Genomic DNA, 17,311 nt, shown 5'->3' with positions numbered 1-17,311 from the left:
ACGCACAATTAAGTGCGTTTCAATAAGTAGCTGCCTATTTAGGTTGGCTCTGCTTCTTTACATGCTTTTACCGCTGGAGCAACTAACTCTAAGCCGGTTTTATCGCAAGGAGGAAGTTGTGCATCACTTACACTAATAGGTGTTACACGCTCGCCCCATTTAATATAACTAGCAGCCCACGTAAGGCCAGCGCCAAAGGCTGCCGACATAATATTTGAGTGTGGTTTAATTAAACCTTGCTCCACCGCCTCGCAAAGTGCAATGGCAATTGTCGCTGCCGATGTATTACCGTACTGGCCAATATTAACCATTACTTTTTCATCTGGCACTTTTAAACGGTGCTGAATGGCTTGAATAATACGTAAGTTAGCTTGATGCGGCACTAATACGTTTATATCGTCTAGGCTTAAATTTGCTTGGGCTAGTACGTCGTCGCATGCTTCACTCATGCCTTTTACAGCGCGCTTAAATATTTCACGGCCTTCGAATAGTAAATTAGATGGGCCAATCGGCTCATATTTATTTAAGTCACTACCAAAGTTTTCGATATGTAAAATATCACGATCTGTACTGTCACAACCGGTTTTAGTCGCAAGTAAACCTGCAGGTGTATCGGCAGCTTCGAGTACTACGGCACCCGCGCCATCGCCAAATAATACCGCACTGTCACGGCGCGACCAGTTTACATACCAAGTCATGCGCTCTGCAGCAATAACCACAGCCTTTTTAATCATACCGGCTTGTATTTGCGCTGTTGCTGCTTGTAGAGCATATAAAAACCCTGAACAAGCTGCGTTAGTGTCCATAGCGGCAGCGCCTACAGCGCCAATATTCTTTTGCACTAACGACGCAGTATTTGCCACCATAGTTGATGGCGTACAGGTGGCTAAAATAACTAAATCAATATCTTTAGCGTCAATACCGGCACAAGCAATAGCATGCTTAGCCGCAACAGTAGCAAGCTCTGCAGTACTTACATGGCTAACTCTGCGAGATTTAATACCTGTTCGTGATGTTATCCACTCGTCTGTGGTATCCACTATTTTGCTAATTTCGTCGTTACTAATGCTTGCTGGTGGAATGCATTTACCCCAACCAGTGATGTGTGCGTAAGGCATAGTGTGTTCTCTTAAAAAGTGGTCTGACATGTATTACTAATGAATAAGTTATACCAAAAAATGGCTTTTAACACTAGTAAATACCCAAGGAGATAAAAAATGATAGCTTATTAAAAGGGTTTTTGTAGCGTAAATGTAGCAATTTATAGTTAATTGGGTTAAAGGTAGAGCTTAAAAGGAGCAAGTATGAAAACTACACTAATAACTACATTTACTGCAATCACTTTAGCGTTAACAACAAATATGGCATTAGCACAACAACATAAAATTATTTATGCGGGCAGTGTAATGCTAGGTACAGAGCAAACGGTTAAAACTGAGCAAACACTGGTAATAGCCGATGATAAAATTTCAGCAATTAAAAGCGGCTATGTAAGTAAAGATGCACTGGGTTTGCCCGGCGCGCAAGTAATAGACCTTAAAAATCACTTTGTAATGCCTGGGCTAATAGACATGCACGTGCATGTTACTTTTGAGCGCGATGCCAATGTTAGCAGGCATCGCTGGACTACCGAATACGAAGCAGATAACGCGCTGCGTTCAATTAAATATTTACAGCGTACTTTAAATGCAGGCTTTACCTCAGTGCGAGACTTAGGCAGTAACTATCAGGTTATTTTTCCGCTAAAGCGCGCCATTGAGCGTAATGATATTAATGGTCCGCGCATTTTTGCCGCAGGCAATACAGTATCGCCCACTGGTGGGCACGCCGATTTACATGGCTATCGTAAAGATATAAGTGACGGTGTTGGTGCATCATTAGGTATTTGTAACGGCGCAGACGATTGCCGCAGAGCCACGCGCGAAGTGATTAAAAGTGGTGCCGATGTTATAAAAATTACCGCCACCGGTGGCGTATTAAGTAATACCGCCGCAGGCGTTAATCAACAATTAAGCGACGCAGAGCTTAGTGCAATTGTAGATACCGCGCATCATTTAGGGCGTAAAGTAGCCGCTCATGCTCATGGCACGCAAGGCATAAAAGCCGCGCTTAAAGCGGGTGTAAACTCAATAGAGCATGGCTCGTATTTAGATAAAGAGGCTATAGCATTGTTTAAAAAAACCGGAGCTTACTTAGTTCCTACTTTGCTGGCTGGTGCCACAGTGAGCGAAGAAGCAATTAGTAATCCAAACATGCCAATAGCTATTGCAGATAAAGTGCGCGAAGTAACACCTAAAATGCAGGCATCGTTTAAATTAGCGCTAAAAAATGAGGTAAATATTGCCTTTGGCACTGACTCCGGCGTATCGCGCCATGGCCTTAATGCTAACGAGTTTAGCTTACTGGTAAGTAATGGTATGAGTGAAGCACAGGCAATTAAATCGGCAACCGTGAGTGCAGCTAAACTGCTTGGCCAAGATACCCAATTAGGCGATTTGAGTGTGGGTAAACAAGCCGATATTATTAGTGTTAATGCCTCGCCGCTAAAAAATATTGCAGAGCTTAAAAATGTGCAGTTTGTAATGAAAGCAGGGCTAATTTATAAGCAATAGCCACACTTGCTGTTAAGGCACTGGGGTTAATATGGGCTCAATAAATATTGAGCTTAATAATTATTAACCCTAGTGCCGTGGCCTTTTAATACTTCACTTTGTACCTAGTTACAATGTCGATGAATGATGACTAAGTATTGCATAAGTATTAAAATAGCTTTTCTTAAAATTCAATAGGTAACATGTGTTTTGTTAATTCGCACCGATCCGGCTATTAGCCGCCTTTTAATGTTACGCAGTGGTGCCATAGCTGTGCAGCTTATTGCTGTGCTTATAGTGTACTTTTTATTAGATCATCAAATAGCATTAATGCCCTTACTGTTAGTGATTGCTCTAGAAGCGGGGTTTCAGTTAATGAGTGTGCTGGCTTATCGTAATGTAAGCCAAGCAAAACCGCTGGGCATGCTGATGCAATTAACCGCCGACGTATTGTTTTTAACTATTTTGTTATCACTCAGTGGTGGCGCAACCAATGCATTTGTGTCGTTATTATTGCTGCCAATAATGATTGCAGCGGTAACGCTAAGTGGCAAAGGGCTTGCTTATATCGCGGTATTAGCCATTGCGGCGTATAGTGTATTACTGATAAAAATGCCCGAACATAACATGCACCAAATGAACATGAGCGGCCATTTTATTAGCATGTGGATTAACTTTGTTTTGAGTGCCAGTGTAATAGCGTTAGTGATTGGTGCAATGAACCGCGCCTTAAAAGAGCGCGAACGCACTATTGCTCAAGTGCGCGAACAACAATTACGCAGTGAACAGTTAGTAACGCTGGATGGCGCAGCAGCGCAAATAACGCATCAGCTTGCTACACCAATTGCTAACTTACAGTTACTATTTGAAGAGTTATTAGAGGGTCATCCAAATAACCTTGTAGTGCAACAAATGCAAACTCCACTACAACAATGCGCTACACAATTAGATAGTTTTAGAAAGCTCTCAGCTGCGCTGCGCCTTAATAACACCCAACAACACATTACAACGGCGCAATTACAACAGCAAATTACCGATACGCTATTGCTGCAATATCCCGATCAACAAATAAAGTGGATTATAAAAAACCAAACGGGTGGCATTAATACCGCCATATTAAACAGTGATGCTATGTTGCTACCTGCTATTTTAAATTTACTCCAAAATGCAGCCACCGCTAATCAGCAGCAAGGTCAAAATGTGCTTGAGCTTACTTGGCTGCAAGAGGAGCATTGCGGCGAATATGTTTACTTGCTTATTCGCGATTTTGGGAATGGCTTTTCAGCAACCCAGCTCAGCAATTTAGGTGGGCAATTAATGCCTAGCGACCATGGTATGGGGCTGGCTGTGCTGCTTTCTAATGTGACCTTTGAGCGTTTAAATGGCTCGCTAACTTTATATAATCACCCCCAGTGTGGTGCAATTGCCAAAGTTAAATTAGCAACTGTTTTTAGCGAGCAAAGTGAATGAAAATATTAATTATTGAAGACGATATAAACCTTGCTAGTACCTTGGCAAGGCGGCTAACTAAATACGGTTTTAACTGCGAAATAGCGCATAACCAAAGTGAGGCACTCCTTAGTGCAAGGCGGTTTTTGCCCGCTACTATTTTGTTAGATATGAAGTTAGGTAACGACAATGGCTTAGCGTTAATAAAACCACTGCGCAGCTTGCTCACACACGCGCATATTGTATTACTCACGGGCTTTGCCAGTATTGCCACCGCAGTTGAAGCAATGCGCTTAGGAGCCAACGATTACCTTACCAAACCTGTTGATATGGCAACCTTACTAAAAGCACTTAACCAAGAGCGCGATACAGCAATAACCTTAGATGTTGCAACCACAGTTATGTCGCCAGAGCGTTTAGAGTGGGAGCATATTCAGCAAGTGCTACACAGTAATAATGGTAATGTGTCGAGCACCGCAAGGCAGCTCAATATGCATAGACGTACATTACAGCGCAAATTACAAAAAAAGCCAGTACAGCACTAATAACGCTAGTGATTAAATATAATTTTAGGCTAAAGCGATGCTGGTTTTTTTTCAGCGCACTCAACACATTAATGAAGCACTATAGTAGCTGCCTGATTTAACTAGCTGTGCTAAAATCGCGGCGTTTAAATTTAACCGATATTACAAGGCTTTCACATGGCAAATACAGCGCACGCACTGCATATACTGGTAAAACATAAAGAAATTGCAGAAGATATTATTACGCAATTAGGTAAAGGTGCAAAATTTCAAACCTTAGCTAAAAAGTATTCGTCGTGTCCGTCGGGTAAAAAAGGTGGCGATTTAGGTGAATTTAGACGTGGACAAATGGTGCCACAGTTCGACAAAATTGCGTTTAATGGCGCTATTTTAGAGCCGCATTTAGTTAAAACTAAATTTGGCTGGCATGTGATCAAAGTGCTTTACCGTACTTAATATTCTTTAAGTGCATGTATTAAATGCAGTTTAACATGCTTAATACTTTAAATTAAAAGAAAAGGCTGCACATTGCAGCCTTTTTAAATTCTTTAATTCAGAGTTTAATTACTCAGCGTTTTGCTGTGCTTCTTCTTCAGTTATTTGCTTAAAGGCTTGCACAAATGCAGCGCTAGGTTGTCCGCCGGTAAGGGCGTATTGCTCATTTATGATAAAAGTAGGCACTGTGGTAATACCCATTTGCTGTATGTCACTTTGCTGGCTGCGTACTTCTTGAAAAAACTCACCACCGGCTAAAATTTCTTGAGCACGGTCTGTATCAAGGCCAACACTTGCAACAATATCAAGCAAAGCGGGTTGCTCGTTTAAATTCACTAAGTCAGAAAAGTGGGCTTTAAATAAAGCCAGTTTTAGCTCGGTCTGCTTATTTGAAGTGGCAGCCCATGCTAATAAACGATGGCAATCGAAGCTATTTATTATCATTCGCTTATCGTCAAAGTTAAACGTGAAGTCGGCGTCTTTTCCGGCGTCTATTAAACGTTGGCGGTTATCTTTGCTTTGCTCTGGTGTTAAGCCGTACTTTTGCGTTAAATGTTCATTTAGATCTTGGCCTTCAGGCGGCATATTTGGGTTAAGCTCAAACGGTTTCCAGCTAATTTCTGCGTTTATTTCACCGTGTAATTCACTGAGTGCTTTTTCAAGGTTTTTATAACCAATAATGCACCATGGGCACATTACATCCGATACAATATCAATTTTAAGCGTTTTCATTATTTTCCCTTAGGGCAAAGCGGTAAAGCGAATATAATGAGTATATTGGGATTAATTGCAGTTTATCAATCATGATTACTCTACAGTGTATTAAAAGCTACAAATAATGTATTTGCAGCCTGGTTACTTTTTAGCATAAGGCAGGCGCATTAGTTTGTTAGTGCTGTGGTAGCTATCGAGCCCGCTTATGGCTACCGTATCTATGGCCTGTAAGTCTAAAAAGCCATCGCTTTGCAGTGCCGCTTCATCTAAATATACGTCCATTATTTCGCCAATCACAAGCTCAGTACCATTGACTGCTAAATGCTGATGTTCAATGTATTTTACCGCATATTTTAAGCGGCTTTGTTGTACAAAAGGGGCAGTAAATTCATTTAAATACTCAGCTGTTAAACCAGTGGCAGCAAACTCTGATTCGTTTTTATCATAACGCGCCGAGGTTTGATGTGCTTGCTGATAAATAGCACTATTAACATGATTAATAGTATAAACACCGGTTGCTAAAATATTTTCGAAAGTGTGACGGGGAACGCTATGGGGGCGTATTATCATACCAATTAATGGCGGGTGCGCGCCTAAATGAATAACAGAGCTAACAATCGATAAGTTAGTATTGCCTTGGCTGTCTTGAGTGCCAATTAAGTTAGCGCTTTTAAAGCCTGACAACGAGTTTATAAAGTGGGTACGCGTGTGTTTTTCAAGTGCTGCAATGCGCGCTTTAGTAAAATGCATTAAAAAATCCTTACCATGAAATACCTACCATGAAATAGCAGTGCCTTGCCAATCTAGGTAGGCGGGTTCACCGTTAAGTTCTAAATTAGGGTTGTTGTTAGTCAGTTCAAATAATTGCTGCGCTACAAACGCAGGAGTAAAAAGCGTGTTTGGCGGTACATTTTTTTGAAAAGGCTTAGACAGCTCAGTGTCGGTAGTACCGGGATGAAATAAAATGAGCTTAGTGTTTTTAGCGCGCCTTGCCAGCTCTACGGCAGCAGTTTTAAATAACATATTAAGCGCCGCTTTTGATGCGCGATAGGTATACCAGCCGCCAAGTTTATTGTCGTTTATGCTGCCAACCCGGGCGCTTAATGCGGTAATAGTGCAGTGGGTTTTAGGTGTTAATAATGGTAATACACTTTGCAGGCATAGCAGGGGTGTAAGCGCATTAACTTGCAATAGTTGATTAAAATAATCGCTGTTAATGTCCTCTAGTTTTTTTTCTGGCATGTGTTGCTGATTATGTAAAAGGCCATTAAAAATAATTACCTGATGTAAATCAGCCTGCTGGTTTTGTAGTGTAGTGGTAACATTGTTTAAGCTTTGTTTTGAATAATCGCTTTGCAGTTGCGTTATATTATTTAGGTTATTGTACTGTGCATTGCGCGAGCCCGCGCTTACGCAAACAATATGGTACTGGGTTACTTGGTTATTTAAATGCGCTATATAAGCTTGTGCAATTGCGCTACTTGCGCCAAATAAAACAATAGTTTTCATTTATCACCTGCACTTTTGGTTTTACATTGATTATTTTTACACTGTGAGTTTGGCATTAAAAAACGACTTATAGGCTGGCGATACTTAGCAAAAAAAGTGTATGCGCAATCGGCAAAAAAACGAATTATGGGCAAGCGAATAATCTTCAACCAAGGATATTTATCTACTGTTTTCCATGCTTGGTAGGTTACATCAAGGCCATAGATCATTATTCCAGATGGCATTCTTGCGTGTAATAACGCCATAGCTATACTTTTATCTACATTAGGAAAACGCGTATTAAAGTCAGTGGCATTAAGGTCCTCTAATATTATTTTATTATTAATGTCAGCACGCTTTAAATGTTGCATTTCGGCGTTACACAATGGGCAGTTAGCATCGTAAAAAATGATCATGTTATTGCTTTGTAATTATTTTACATATGCTTTTTTACGACACGCCATTGCAAATGGATCTATTAAATAACCGCGCATAGTGATATTAATAGTGCTCCATGAAACAAAGGAGACTGAGAAATGAGTGAACAATATGCCGCCTTGCGAGGCAATGTAAATTTACTAGGCCAATTATTAGGGCAAACAATTAAAGATGCCCAAGGCCAAGCAATTTTAGATAAAGTAGAAGAAATAAGGGCTTTATCAAAGTCATCTCGCAGTGGCAACGAAAACGACCGTAAAACACTAATAAAAGTATTACATGCGCTCAGCGATGAAGAGCTGTTACCGGTTGCCCGTTCATTTAATCATTTTTTAAACCTTGCCAATGTTGCCGAGCAGTTTCATACCGTTTCGCGTTTTAATGATGTTGGTTTTTGCCAGCTAAATCCTCTCACTCAAACATTAAAAACGTTAGCAACAAAAGCAAATAATGGCCAACTTAATCACAATCATTTGGCCGACACACTCTCAAAACTCCACATAAACTTGGTGCTAACCGCGCACCCTACAGAAGTAACACGCCGCACAATTATTAATAAGCACGTTGAGTTAAGTGATTGCTTAGCTTCATTGGAGCGAACTGATAACTTAGCACAAGAGCGCGAGGCTATTTTAAATCGTATTGCGCAGTTAATTAGCCAAGCATGGCACACCGACGATATTCGTCGCTCGCGACCTACCCCTGTTGATGAAGCAAAGTGGGGCTACGCGGTGATTGAAAATAGCTTGTGGCATGCGGTGCCGCGTTTTTTACGTGAGTTTAGTCAGCATGTAAAAGAGCATTTAAGCTTAGAGTTACCAACAAACTACAGCCCAATAGAGTTTACCTCGTGGATGGGCGGAGATCGTGACGGCAACCCTTATGTAACCGCACAAGTAACCAAAGAGGTGCTTGATCATGGTCGTTGGATGGCACTGGACTTATATGGCCGCGATCTAGAAACGCTAAGTACAGAGCTGTCGATGTCTGATGCCAGTGATGAGCTAATAGCCCTTGCGGGGCAAGAATTTGAACCTTATCGCTGCGTGATTAAAACACTTAAAAACCAAGTGTTAGAAACCGTAATGCATTTAGGGGCAAAAATAAAAAATCAGCGCAGCGAAGCCCAAGACTTAATTACCGATATAAACCAAATAAAACATCCAATTGAGGTGTGCTATCGCTCGCTATTAAAATGCAATATGAAAGTAGTTGCTGATGGCCTATTACTGGATGTATTACATCGTATTAATAGTTTTGGTTTGCGGTTAGCTAAATTAGATGTACGCCAAGATTCATCGCGCCATGGTGATGTGTTTTCAGAGCTTACGCGTTACTTAGGTTTAGGCGATTACAACCAATGGCAAGAGCAAGACAAACAAGCCTTTTTACTCACTGAGCTTAACTCGCGCAGGCCGCTAATACCTAAGCGTTGGCAGCCAAGCCCAGAGGTGCAAGAAGTACTCGACACCTTTGACGTGATTGCACAGCAAGACGAGCAAACATTTGGCTTATATATTATTTCGATGGCGCGCACAGCCTCCGATATTTTAGCGGTACAATTGCTGTTAAAAGAAAGCGGTTGTAGTTTTAAACTACCGGTTGCGCCGTTATTTGAAACCTTAGATGATTTAAATGATGGCCACAATGTTATTACTACTTTGTTGGATAATGACTGGTACAGAGGCCAAATTAACAATACCCAAAACGTTATGATAGGTTACTCAGACTCAGCAAAAGACGCCGGTATGATGGCAGCTGGTTGGGCGCAGTACGAAGCAATGGATAAGCTAGTTCAATTGGCCGACAAACGCGGCATAGAGCTGGTGTTATTTCATGGCCGTGGCGGTACGGTAGGGCGAGGTGGCGCACCCGCTGCACAAGCCCTACATTCACAACCACCGGGGTCATTAAAAGGTGGTTTGCGAGTAACTGAGCAAGGCGAGATGATCCGCTTTAAATTTGGTTTACCCGATGTTGCGCTACAAAGCTTAAATATTTACGCCGGCGCTGTACTGCAAAGTAATTTATTACCACCGCCAGAGCCTAAACCACAATGGCGCGAAGTAATGGCTTTGATCAGCGAAGAGTCGTGCGAGCATTATCGTAACGTGGTACGCCACGATGAAAACTTTGTACCTTATTTTAGAATGGCAACCCCAGAGCTTGAGCTTTCTAAACTGCCGCTTGGCTCGCGCCCTGCAAAACGAAACCCTACAGGTGGGGTCGAAAGTTTGCGGGCAATACCATGGATTTTTGCATGGAGCCAAAATCGTTTAATGTTACCTGCATGGTTAGGCGCATTAACAGGATTACAAGCGGCATTGGCAAAATACGGCGTTGAAACCTTGCAAGAAATGAGCTTACAATGGCCATTTTTTAGATCGCGCCTAGAAATGCTCGAAATGGTATTTAGTAAGGCCGACAGCTGGTTAAGTGAGCATTACGATAACGCGCTGGTGGAAGATATGTACAAACCACTCGGTGTTACTTTGCGCAAAGAGCTCGCAGAAGCGATTAGTTTAGTACAGTCGCTTAGCCCGCAAAAAAGCTTATTGGCCGATCAGCCATGGATCAAAGAGTCAATTGCGCTGCGTAACCCTTATACCGATCCGCTTAATGTGTTGCAGGTAGAGTTACTTCGCCGTGCGCGCTCAAGCGACAATGGCAGTGAAGGCGATATAGATAACGCGTTAATGATCACCATGACCGGCATAGCTGCAGGTATGCGCAATACTGGTTAATAGCTAAATAAAAATAAGGGGGTTGCGCAGCGCCGTAACCCCTTATTTTATGCATATGCGCTGGCATTTTATGCGCTAACCTTTTAAACTACTTAGCCATTGAATAACAAAAATTATATTATGGCTTCTGCAACCTTTTTAGTACAAGCAAACACCGCACTTAGTAATACCCACATCTCTTTAAGCGTAGCGCAAACACAGGCTTTACGTAGCCAATTAAAAACCCAGCACGGTATTTTAAACGCAAATAATATTAACCAACTATGCGCGCAACTTAATGTAACAAACGACGCCTTATTACAAGGTTTAGTGCCTTTAGCGTCTGAGTTTGCGGTAGCACCCGTATCGAACTTTCATGTAGGTGCAATCGTTAAAGCACTTGATGAAAGCGGCGAGGTTAATTTTTACTTTGGTGCTAATGCCGAGTTTAACCGCCAAGCACTTAGTTTAGTGGTGCACGCAGAGCAGTCTGCAATTAATAATGCGTGGTTAAATGGCGCGAAAAAAATACTAAAAATAGCGATTAGTGACGCACCTTGTGGTTATTGCCGCCAATTTATGAACGAATTAGCTGATGCGCGTGAATTTGATATTTTACTGCCCGAGCAGCAATTTAAACTTGCAGACTTGTTACCGCATTCGTTTGGCCCCACCGATTTAGGCAATCAGTACAGCTTATTTAATCCAGCCCCGCAGGCTCGCTCATTTAACAATACAGAAGTAGAGCAACAGCTGGCAGCCTATGCGTTAGCAGCTTATGTACCGTATAGCCAAAACTACAGCGCAGTAAAAATCACTACGTTTAACAACGGTGACTTTTATGGCAGTTACGCAGAAAACGCTGCATACAGCCCTAGCTTATCGCCATTGCAAAGTGCATTAAGTCAGTTGTTTTTAGCCGGTTTGAGTTTTGATCAACATACCGTAAAGGGAATAACACTGTTAGAAACCGCTGGTCATGAAAACCAAGCAGGAGTGGCTCAAGCAGTGCTAGCAAGCTTTGTAAACTTGCCACCACTTGAGCTAATTAGTGCGCCATTAAGTGAGTAACTTGGCAAACTGACGCACTAAAAAGTACTGTTACTTAGCGAGCAGTACTTTAGCGGCTTCTAATACTACCGCAACTGATTTTCTTTCAATTTCGCCGTGGTCAACATTAGGAATTTCTTGGCGAGTACGATTAACTAATACACCGGCTACGCACGCTGCTTGTAAACCAAGTGCCGCACACATAGTAAATAAGGTTGCCGATTCCATTTCGTAGTTCATCACACCCAATTTTTGCCACTCTTCACAGCTGCCTTGTAACGACTTTGGCACATAACCAGAGTGCGTATCGTAACGCTCTTGCCCTGGGTAAAATGTGTCGCTTGATGCAGTAATACCAATATGAAAATCGATATTAAGGTTTTCACAGGCTTTAACCATAGCTTGGGTAGCAAAAAAGTCAGATACCGCAGGGTAGCTAAGCGGCGCAAAATGCTGGCTTGCACCATCTAAACGCACAGAGGCTTGGCTAATTAAAATATCGCCTTCGTTAATGTGTGGTTGAATTGCGCCAGTAGTACCAATACGCAAAAAGCTGTGCACGCCAAGTTGGGCTAATTCTTCAACGGCAATCGACGTCGATGGACCGCCAATACCGGTAGAGCATATAACCACAGAATGGCCATTAAGCTCACCTAAATAAACATGAAATTCACGCGTTTTAGCCAGGCAAGTTGGGTTATCTAAAAATTGCGAAATACGTGCAGCACGATCCGGATCGCCCGGAACAATAGCCAGTTTTGCACCTTTAAGATCGTCAATACATAACCCTAAGTGAAATACCTTTTCCATAACTAAGCCTTTATAAAATTACTATCAATTTAGCATCATTACTATAATTGTTTGTTTAGTACAGGACGTATGTCCGTGTTGATTTGTTTTGATTTATTCACCCACATTGAATATTCAAGCATATATTAAAATTACCCGTAAAATGAGGCGGTTGACTTGTATAGGCAGACATTATATTGATCGTCTAAAGTAATGAGTAAATTATCATAAACAACAGGCATATTTACACTAAGTTGTTTTTATTCATATGGTTAGTTGTTATTTTTTGGATGGTATATACATTAGTGAAGCAAGGCTAATTTAACGTTAGTTTGCTTTTAGCAAGCAGTACTAATGTTATTGTTAGTATTTAAATATTAGCAATTTTGCATAACTAATCAGTACCACGCAAAACATATAGATTTATAAGGGTTTACCATGAGCACCGAATTTCAGGAATTTAAAAGCAAAATTGAGCATTGTTTGTGCGCACCAGGTGATGGTGTATATACAGTTAACACTGCAAAAGAGCGCAAAGCTGCATTAAGAAATAAGCTTTATGGGCAAACCGAAAACATTGGCCCATTATGGCGTGAGTCGCTTAACGAGTTACCCAATTCGCCGCATAAAGCGGTTATGCTAGGTATTAGCTCAGATTGTGGCGGCGGTATTTTACGTGGCGCAAACTGGGGGCCGTTATTTTTACGCTCAGCATTACTTGATCAGCAACCTCAGTGCCGCTCATTCGATTTAGGCGACGTACGCGTTATTCCTCATTTATTACATGATAAATACCTAAACAAAGCCACTATAACCAATTGCCAAAAAGCATTATACGGCAACGAAAATAACGACTATTACGTTAGCCCACTGTCGATCACTGAAGATGTATGCGACAGCTTTTATGCAACATTTGAAAATAAAGGCATTTTTGGTATTGGCGGCGATCATTCAATTAGTTACCCATTAACAAAAGCGTATTTAAAAGCTAAGCGCGCACAAGGCAAGCGTACCGCAATTATTCATTTTGATGCCCATACCGACTTATTGGTTGAGCGCTTAGGCATTGATTTATGTTTTGGCTCTTGGTGTACGCATATTTTAGAGTTTTTACCTGCGCCACATCATTTAATTCAATTTGGTATTCGTTCAAGCGGTAAACCGAAAGAGCATTGGGAAAGCACCTTTGGTGTTAAACAACATTGGGCGCATGAAATTATAGAGCGCGGTGCAGCAGCCGTTGCCGCAGATGCCATTGCCCAGCTTAAAGCCGACAACGTTGACGAAGTGTATGTTAGCTTTGATATTGACGCCCTTGATGAAAAATATGCCTCTGCAACAGGCACACCAGAGGCAAACGGCTTAACGCCGCAGCACGCACTGGATATTTTATCAGCCATAGCCGATGAATTTCCGATCACCGGTGCCGATATGATGGAAATTGCGCCTTTTACCGACAGCTCGCTAGTAGGGCAGTCAAGTTCAGAAACCACCTTACGAGAAGGCGCTAAAATTTCGGCGTTTTTGATTAGTGCGATGAACAAGTAATCTTAAAGCAGGTCGAAAGGCCTGCTTATTGTATTGATAATAAAAGCCTTTTAATAAATATTAAATTTAAATTGCCCCGTTTAAAAAAGCGACTATAATCCAGCTGCTTTTGCTATAAAAGCGTATTTTATTGGAGCTATAAATGGGTGATTTAGTCGGGATTGGCTTATTAATCTTGATCAGTGCGTTGTTTGCAATGTCGGAAATTGCGATTGCAGCATCGCGTAAAATAAAATTAAGAGTAATGGCTGATGAGGGCAATGTTCAAGCAGCTGCAGTATTAAAGCTACAAGAACAACCTGGGGCATTTTTTGCCATGATCCAAATAACCCTTAATGCTATTGCTATATTAGGCGGCATTGTGGGTGAGCAAGCACTTTCGCCTTATGTGCAAAATGTTTTGCAGTTTTTTTATCAAGGCCCATTACTGACACAAATTAGTTTTTTACTGTCGTTTTTAACCATTACTTCACTGTTTATTTTATTTGCAGATTTACTACCTAAACGTTTGGCGATGATTTTGCCAGAGGCCGTTGCTGTGCGCGTGGTAACAATAATGCGCTGGGTTACCTATGCCTTAACGCCCTTGGTATTATTTTTTAATGGTTTAACAAATATTATTTTGCGTATTTTTAAAGTACCAAGCGAGCGCGAAGATATTGTAACCACAGAAGACATTGTTGCCATGATGGATGCAGGTGCAGAATACGGTAGCCTACAGCAACAAGAATACGATTTAATCGGTAACGTATTTGACCTAGAAGCGCGCTTTATATCGAGTGTGATGTCGCCGCGCGACCAAATAGTTTATTTTGATATTAATGAGTCGAGCCATGATATTGCTAACAAAATAATAGAGCATCCACATAATCACTTTTTAGTGTGTAACGATAATTTAGATAAATTAATCGGCTCTGTTGAATCAAAAGATATTTTACGCCAAGTACTTAAAGGCGATGCAGCGAATATTAATAGCGAAATGCTCGAAAAAGATATTTTTTATCTGCCCGAAACCCTCAGTTTATCAGAGGCATTAAATGCGTTTAAAACAGCCGTACAGCCTTTTGCTGTGGTAGTTAACGAATACGCATTAGTGGTAGGCATAGTAACGGTAAAAGATTTAATGAAAGGCTTTATGGGCGACTTAATTACTCACAGCGATGATGAGTTAATTGTTGAGCGCGACCAAAACTCCTGGTTAGTTGATGGTTTAACCCCCATAGTTGAGCTGGCTAAAGTACTTGATATTGATGAGTTTCCTCATCAAAGTCATTACGAAACCGTGGCCGGATATTTAATTTATACCATGAAGCGTATTCCAAAACGTGCAGAGTATATTCAATACGCCGGCTTTAAATTTGAAGTGGTCGATGTTGAAGGCATTCGGGTTGAGCAGTTACTGGTATCAAAAATAGTACCCACGCCCGAGCCACCGCAAAGCTAAGTACAAACTAAGTTAGCTCGCTATTAGCAAGTAAAAAGTAGCAAGTAAACAGTCAAAATCACAAAGTAAAAACACCTTATTTTATTATTTTAAGGTGTTTTTACTTGGGTTGGTTTGAGCGCAGAGAAGCCCAACGAAAAAAGGCAGCCTCAATTAACATTAGCGTTTTGTATTATCGATTACCTAAAAAGTACCGAATGTAGGTCGGATAAGCAAAGCGCCATCCGACACAGTAAAATACCTTGCCAATTATTATCAGCATTTTATATTGTCAAATTGCTAGAAAATGCCATGAACGGGCCTTCAAGGCGTGAATCTGAAACTTTGTTGGGTGGCGCCTTCGGCTTAACCAACCTACCTTTTGACGTTGATTGAGGTAGGTTGGTTTGAGCGCAGCGAAGCCCAACGAAAAAAGCAGCCTCAATTAACATTAGCGTTTTGTATTATCGATTACCTAAGGAAGCACCGAATGTAGGTCGGATAAGCGAAGCGCCATCCGACACAGTAAAATATCTAGCCAATTATTATTATCAGCATTTTATGTTATCGAATGGCTTGAAAGAGAATCGAAGGGGTCAAATCTTGACTTCATACATCACAATTCTTGACTGACCGTTTATCGTTCTATGCAGCTCAACTAAATGTCTATACCAATCACCATTCAAAGCATAACCACGCTGAATTCAGCCCTATTTGGGCTTTACACAATGCCCTAGGGGAGTTTTGACTGTAAGCAAATAGTCGCTTTAGTCAACCAAATTTACATATGTTTACAGCATTAAATCTAGTTAAAAATAATTCTTAATTAGCATTGGAAAGTGCATGCAAATAATTTAGAATGAACGTTCATTCTAAAGTTTAAATTCAAGTTAAAAGGTAATTTAATATGCAGCGTTCCCGCATCGCGCTATTGGTATTTTCGGCCCTCGTTGGTTCTGTCGTTTTAACTGGTTGTGATCAGGCTGCTGAGCAACCTAAAGCTACTGCTTCTCAAGGCACTCCAGTAGGTGTAGTTACGATAAAAAGCCAAACACTTACACTTAAACAAGAATTACCAGGGCGTGTAAGTGCATATCAAATAGCAGAAATTCGTCCTCAAGTTAGCGGTATTGTGCAATCTCGTTTGTTTACAGAAGGTACGCAAGTAGAAAAAGGCCAAGCGCTATATCAAATAAATCCAGCCATTTTTGAAGCTGAGCTTGCAGCAAGTGAAGCAGCTGTAGCCCGTGCTGAGGCGAGTATTGCCAGCAGTAAATCAAAAGCTGCGCGTTATAAAGAGTTGTTGGCAATTAAAGCTGTAAGTCAGCAAGACTTTGACGAAGCAGATGCAACTGCTAAACAGGCAAAGGCTGAGTTACTTACTGCGAAAGCGCAATTACAGGCTGCACAAATTAATTTAGATTACAGCCATGTGGCATCGCCTATTGGTGGTCAAATTAGTAAATCGAGTGTGACTGTTGGTGCTTTGGTAAGTGCTAATCAAGCAATGGCATTGGCAACAGTAACGCAACTTGATCCAATTTATGTTGATTTAACACAATCGAGTAATGAGTTAACCAAGCTTAAAAAAGCGTTGTCGTCGGGCTCGTTAAGTGTTGATGCAGATATTCAAACCGAGGTTGAGCTTTATATGGAAGACGGTTCGGTTTATCCGCATAAGGGCACCTTACAGTTTTCAGAAGTAACGGTTAATCCAAGTACGGGTTCGGTAACATTGCGAGCTAAATTTTCTAACCCTGAGAAACTACTTTTACCGGGTATGTATGCCCGTGCATCTATTGTTGAAGGGGTTCAAGAAAATGCTGTTTTGGTTCCGCAGCGTGGTGTAACGCGTAATACCAAAGGCCAGCCAACGGCTATGGTGGTAAGTGAAAATAATACAGTAGAGAGCCGAGTACTAGAAGTTGATAGAACAATAGGTTCGAACTGGTTAGTGACTAAAGGTTTATCTGCTGGTGATAAGTTAATTGTTGAAGGCTTACAAAAAATTCGTCCTGGCGCGCCAGTGATTGTCACTGAAGCAACACCTTTAGCCACTCAAGCGCAATAACGGAGAGT

At 41.3% G+C, this 17,311-nt stretch carries 15 protein-coding genes; 9 read left to right on the top strand and 6 right to left on the bottom strand.

What is annotated here, in order from left to right; all coding sequences use genetic code 11:
- Positions 1 to 38 precede the first annotated feature (38 nt).
- Complete coding sequence (locus tag HC000_RS05595) at positions 39 to 1,118, bottom strand: ketoacyl-ACP synthase III (RefSeq protein WP_011329933.1); 1,080 nt, start codon at positions 1,116 to 1,118, stop codon at positions 39 to 41.
- A gap of 186 nt (positions 1,119 to 1,304) precedes the next feature.
- On the opposite strand from HC000_RS05595, the gene HC000_RS05590 reads away from it, so the two are divergent.
- The 4 genes from HC000_RS05590 (at position 1,305) to HC000_RS05575 (ending at position 5,020) form a co-directional block, all read left to right on the top strand.
- On the top strand, positions 1,305 to 2,612 hold the full coding sequence (locus HC000_RS05590) for an amidohydrolase family protein (RefSeq protein ID WP_089369193.1): 1,308 nt from the start codon (positions 1,305 to 1,307) through the stop codon (positions 2,610 to 2,612).
- 189 nt (positions 2,613 to 2,801) lie between these two features.
- A complete protein-coding gene (locus HC000_RS05585; protein WP_089369194.1) occupies positions 2,802 to 4,061 on the top strand; it encodes an ATP-binding protein in 1,260 nt (419 codons plus the stop codon).
- Positions 4,058 to 4,585, top strand: coding sequence for a response regulator (locus HC000_RS05580; RefSeq protein ID WP_011329936.1), 528 nt, complete (start codon positions 4,058 to 4,060; stop codon positions 4,583 to 4,585). The genes HC000_RS05585 and HC000_RS05580 overlap by 4 nt, the downstream gene beginning before the upstream one ends.
- Positions 4,586 to 4,741: 156 nt before the next feature.
- Positions 4,742 to 5,020: a peptidylprolyl isomerase gene (locus tag HC000_RS05575; RefSeq protein ID WP_011329937.1), complete on the top strand. Its 279-nt coding sequence runs from the start codon at positions 4,742 to 4,744 to the stop codon at positions 5,018 to 5,020.
- A gap of 108 nt (positions 5,021 to 5,128) precedes the next feature.
- Here HC000_RS05575 and HC000_RS05570 read toward each other — a convergent pair whose 3' ends face one another.
- The 4 genes from HC000_RS05570 to HC000_RS05555 form a co-directional block, all read right to left on the bottom strand.
- The gene (locus tag HC000_RS05570; RefSeq protein ID WP_086995654.1) at positions 5,129 to 5,791 is read right to left on the bottom strand and encodes a DsbA family oxidoreductase; all 663 of its coding nucleotides are present in this window, start codon (positions 5,789 to 5,791) and stop codon (positions 5,129 to 5,131) included.
- A gap of 123 nt (positions 5,792 to 5,914) precedes the next feature.
- The gene (locus HC000_RS05565) at positions 5,915 to 6,523 is read right to left on the bottom strand and encodes a flavin reductase (protein WP_089369195.1); all 609 of its coding nucleotides are present in this window, start codon (positions 6,521 to 6,523) and stop codon (positions 5,915 to 5,917) included.
- A gap of 24 nt (positions 6,524 to 6,547) precedes the next feature.
- Positions 6,548 to 7,282 carry an SDR family oxidoreductase gene (locus HC000_RS05560; RefSeq protein WP_089369196.1) on the bottom strand — a complete coding sequence of 245 codons (735 nt, stop codon included), beginning with the start codon at positions 7,280 to 7,282 and terminating at the stop codon, positions 6,548 to 6,550.
- Positions 7,279 to 7,677, bottom strand: coding sequence for a DUF393 domain-containing protein (locus tag HC000_RS05555; RefSeq protein WP_089369197.1), 399 nt, complete (start codon positions 7,675 to 7,677; stop codon positions 7,279 to 7,281). Before HC000_RS05555 ends, HC000_RS05560 begins: the two co-directional genes overlap by 4 nt.
- 120 nt (positions 7,678 to 7,797) lie before the next feature.
- Here HC000_RS05555 and ppc point away from each other — a divergent pair, with 120 nt between their 5' ends.
- Both ppc and cdd read left to right on the top strand, forming a co-directional pair.
- Complete coding sequence (gene ppc / locus HC000_RS05550; protein WP_089369198.1) at positions 7,798 to 10,443, top strand: phosphoenolpyruvate carboxylase; 2,646 nt, start codon at positions 7,798 to 7,800, stop codon at positions 10,441 to 10,443.
- A gap of 120 nt (positions 10,444 to 10,563) precedes the next feature.
- Positions 10,564 to 11,493, top strand: coding sequence for a cytidine deaminase (gene cdd, locus HC000_RS05545; protein ID WP_179807157.1), 930 nt, complete (start codon positions 10,564 to 10,566; stop codon positions 11,491 to 11,493).
- 30 nt (positions 11,494 to 11,523) lie between these two features.
- On the opposite strand, the gene udp is transcribed toward cdd, so the two are convergent.
- Complete coding sequence (gene udp / locus HC000_RS05540; RefSeq protein ID WP_011329945.1) at positions 11,524 to 12,282, bottom strand: uridine phosphorylase; 759 nt, start codon at positions 12,280 to 12,282, stop codon at positions 11,524 to 11,526.
- A 417-nt stretch (positions 12,283 to 12,699) separates the two neighbouring features.
- Between udp and HC000_RS05535 the strand changes: the two genes are divergently transcribed.
- The 3 genes from HC000_RS05535 to HC000_RS05525 all read left to right on the top strand — a co-directional run bounded on the left by HC000_RS05535 (position 12,700) and on the right by HC000_RS05525 (position 17,303).
- Positions 12,700 to 13,809, top strand: a complete 1,110-nt coding sequence (locus HC000_RS05535) for an arginase family protein (protein WP_179807156.1) — start codon at positions 12,700 to 12,702, stop codon at positions 13,807 to 13,809.
- A 142-nt stretch (positions 13,810 to 13,951) separates the two neighbouring features.
- On the top strand, positions 13,952 to 15,253 hold the full coding sequence (locus tag HC000_RS05530; RefSeq protein ID WP_179807155.1) for a hemolysin family protein: 1,302 nt from the start codon (positions 13,952 to 13,954) through the stop codon (positions 15,251 to 15,253).
- Between the two features lie 886 nt (positions 15,254 to 16,139).
- Positions 16,140 to 17,303 (top strand): efflux RND transporter periplasmic adaptor subunit, encoded by a 1,164-nt coding sequence (locus HC000_RS05525; protein WP_179807154.1) that lies wholly within the window; start codon positions 16,140 to 16,142, stop codon positions 17,301 to 17,303.
- Positions 17,304 to 17,311 lie beyond the last annotated feature (8 nt).

It is taken from the genome of Pseudoalteromonas sp. MIP2626, from assembly GCF_013414205.1.
Taxonomy (GTDB): domain Bacteria; phylum Pseudomonadota; class Gammaproteobacteria; order Enterobacterales; family Alteromonadaceae; genus Pseudoalteromonas; species Pseudoalteromonas nigrifaciens.
The sequence above is the reverse complement of the archived record's forward strand: the minus strand, read 5'-3'. Positions and strand labels throughout refer to the sequence as shown.